We start from the raw sequence: 3,147 nt of genomic DNA, 5'->3' as shown, positions 1-3,147 counted from the left end.
GGACCGGCTGAGCGTGCGGGCGACGGCGGCCTGCGCCCTGCCCGCCAGCCGCTCCTGCAGTGCGGCGAGGTCGCGGTCGGCTCCGACGGCGCGGCCGCGTTCGTCGACGGCGCGGAACGACATCAGCAGATGCCCGGGCAGCCGGTCGAGGTCGAAGTCGGCGGCGGCCACGGGCTGCGACGCCACGTGCTGGATGCGGACGGCCAGCGCCTGTCGCAGCGTCGCCGCCGGCAGCCCGGCGTGATGCTCCGGCCCGGCGTCGGCGAGCTCCGCGGCGAAGCGCGAGGCCCAGTCGGCCGCGGGCACCACGTGCCGTCGGATCGCCTTCGGCAGGCAGCGGATGAGGCCCGCGATCAGCTCGTCGCGCTGGCCGGGCACCTGCCAGTCGAAGCCGTCCGGGCGCAGCTGCGCGAGCAGCGCCATCGGCACGACGACCGTGACGCCGTCGTCGGGCGCACCCGGCTCGAACCGGTACGCGAGCGAGAGCACCTGATCGCCCTGCCGCCAGCGGGCGGGGAAGTCGCGCTCGTCGGCACGGCTCGCCCCCTCGAGCAGGTCGGCCTCCGCCATGTCGAGCAGCCGCGGCGTGCGGGACGCGGCATCCCGCCACCACGCCTCGAACGACCGCACGTCGTACACCTCGGCGGGGACACGCGCGTCGTAGAAGCCGTAGACGGCCTCGTCTCCGGCGAGGATGTCGCGGCGGCGCTCCCGCTCCTCGAGCTTCTCGAGCCGCCGGCGCAGGTCGCGGTTGCGGCGGGAGAACGCGGTGAGTCCCTTCGGCAGGGATGCCGCGTCCCACTCCTCGTCGATGAGCGCGTGCTGCAGGAACAGCTCCCGGGCGAGGGGACGATCGAACCGTGCGAGCTGGACCCGACGGCGGGGGATGATCTCGACCCCGAACAGCAGGACCTTCTCATAGGCCGACGCCGCGCCGGCGTCCTTCGACCAGTGCGGGTCGCTCAGCTGGCGCTTGGCGAGGTCGCCGGCCAGCTCCTCGGCCCAGGCGGGATCGACCGCGGCGACGGTGCGCGCGAACAGCGCGCTCGTCTCCACCAGCTCCGCGGCCATGACGGCGTGCGGCGCCCGCTTGCGCAGCGCCGAGCCGGGGAAGATCGCGAACCGGGCACCGCGCGCCCCGCGGTACTCGGCGCGCGGCGGCCGGCCCTTCGTCCTCGCGGCGTCGCGCTCGTCGAGGATGCCGAGATGCGAGAGGAGGCCCGACAGGATCGCCCGGTGGATCGCGTCGGGGTCGGCGGTCGGGCCGTCGGCGTCCTGCCTCGCCGCGCCCACGAGCAGCGACAGCTGACGGTGCACGTCGAACCACTCGCGCACGCGCACGTAGTTCAGGAACTCGGCGCGACACAGGCGCCGGAACGCGCCCGAGCCGAGCTCGGCCTGCTGCGCGCGCAGATGGTTCCACAGGTTCAGCAGGGTGAGGAAGTCGCTGGTCGGGTCGGTGAAGCGCGCGTGGGACGCCGCGGCCTGCTCGCGGGCCTCGTCCGGGCGCTCGCGCACATCCTGGATCGACAGGCCCGCGACGATCGCGAGCACGTCGCGCGTCACGCCGGTGCGCTCCGCCTCGATCAGCATCCGGGCGAAGCGCGGGTCGATCGGCAGGCGCGCGACGTCACGGCCGATGCGGGTGAGCCGTGCGCCGTCTCGTTCGCGACGCACTGCGCCGAGCTCCGTGAGCAGGTCGAAGGCGGCGGCGACGCCCCGTGAGTCCGGCGGGGTGAGGAACGGGAACGCCGTCACGTCGCCGAAGCCGAGGGCGAGCATCTGCAGGATGACGCTCGCGAGGGACGTGCGCAGGATCTCCGGCTCGGTGAACTCCGGGCGGCGGTCGAAGTCGTCCTGCGCGTACAGACGGATCGCGATGCCCGGCGCGGTGCGCCCCGCGCGCCCCGCGCGCTGGGCGGCGGAGGCCTGCGAGACGGCCTCGATCGGCAGCTGCTGGATCTTGGTGCGGTTGCTGTAGCGCGAGATGCGGGCGGTGCCGGTGTCGATCACGTACCGGATGCCGGGGACCGTCAGGCTCGTCTCGGCGACGTTGGTGGCGAGGATCACGCGGCGCCGCACCCCGGGGACCGTCGAGCGCTCGAACACGCGGTGCTGCTCGGCGGCGGACAGCCGCCCGTACAGCGGCAGCACCTCGGTGGGGGCAGCGTCCTTCGCGTAGGCGCCGCGCACGGCGTCGGCGGCGTCCCGGATCTCGGCCTCGCCCGGCAGGAACACGAGCACGTCGCCGGCGGGCTCCCGGTCGAGCTCGCGCAGCGCCGTGACGATCGCGGCGACCTCGTCGTCGCCGCCCGGGCCTTCGATCGGCTCGACCAGGGGCCGGTAGCGGATCTCGACCGGGTAGGTGCGGCCGGAGACCTCGATCACCGGGGCGGGGCGGCCCTCCGCGTCCGCGAAGTGCCGGGCGAAGCTCTCCGGGTCGATCGTGGCGCTGGTGACGATGACCTTCAGGTCGGGCCGGCGCGGCAGGATGCGGCGGAGGTAGCCCAGCAGGAAGTCGATGTTCAGGGACCGCTCGTGGGCCTCGTCGATGATGATCGTGTCGTACCGGGTCAGCAGCCGGTCGCGATGGATCTCGTTCAGCAGGATGCCGTCGGTCACGAGCGCGACCTGCGTGTGGGCGGAGACCTTGTCGGTGAAACGCACCCGGTATCCGACCGCGCCGCCGATCGGCACCTGCAGCTCCTCGGCGATGCGCTCGGCCACCGACCGGGCGGCGATCCGGCGCGGCTGGGTGTGCGCGATGCGGGTGCGGCCGAGCTCCAGGCAGATCTTCGGCAGCTGAGTCGTCTTGCCCGACCCGGTGGCCCCGGCCACGATCACGACCTGGTGGTCGGCGATGGTGCGCGCGATCTCGTCCCGGGCGGCGCTGACGGGCAGCTCCGGCGGGTACGAGATCACGGGGACGGGCGCGGACACAGCCTTCGATGCTATCCCGGGGAGTCATGCCGCCGTCAGCAGCAGCACCACCCCGACGGCGGCGCCTCCGATGACGAGGACGGAGAGCACGAGCAGGGCGACGAGCTGACGCCGCAGGCGCCGGACACGACGCGCGCGCGCCTGCGGGGAGCGGTCCGGCCGCGGGGTCGCCGGCACGACAGGGCCGACGGACGCCGGTGGAGCCGT

2 protein-coding genes are annotated in these 3,147 nt (G+C 74.2%); both read right to left on the bottom strand.

The features are described 5' to 3' along the window. Positions 1-2,940, bottom strand: a 2,940-nt coding sequence (gene hrpA, locus QM626_RS12910) for an ATP-dependent RNA helicase HrpA (protein ID WP_415077360.1), incomplete at its 3' end; no start/stop codon positions are given. A 24-nt stretch (positions 2,941-2,964) separates the two neighbouring features. After that, the coding region (locus QM626_RS12905; protein WP_415077359.1) for a hypothetical protein at positions 2,965-3,147 on the bottom strand (183 nt) is incomplete at its 5' end.

Origin of the sequence: Microbacterium sp., assembly GCF_047606385.1 — a bacterium.
Taxonomy (GTDB): Bacteria; Actinomycetota; Actinomycetes; order Actinomycetales; family Microbacteriaceae; genus Microbacterium.
The sequence above is the reverse complement of the archived record's forward strand: the minus strand, read 5'-3'. Positions and strand labels throughout refer to the sequence as shown.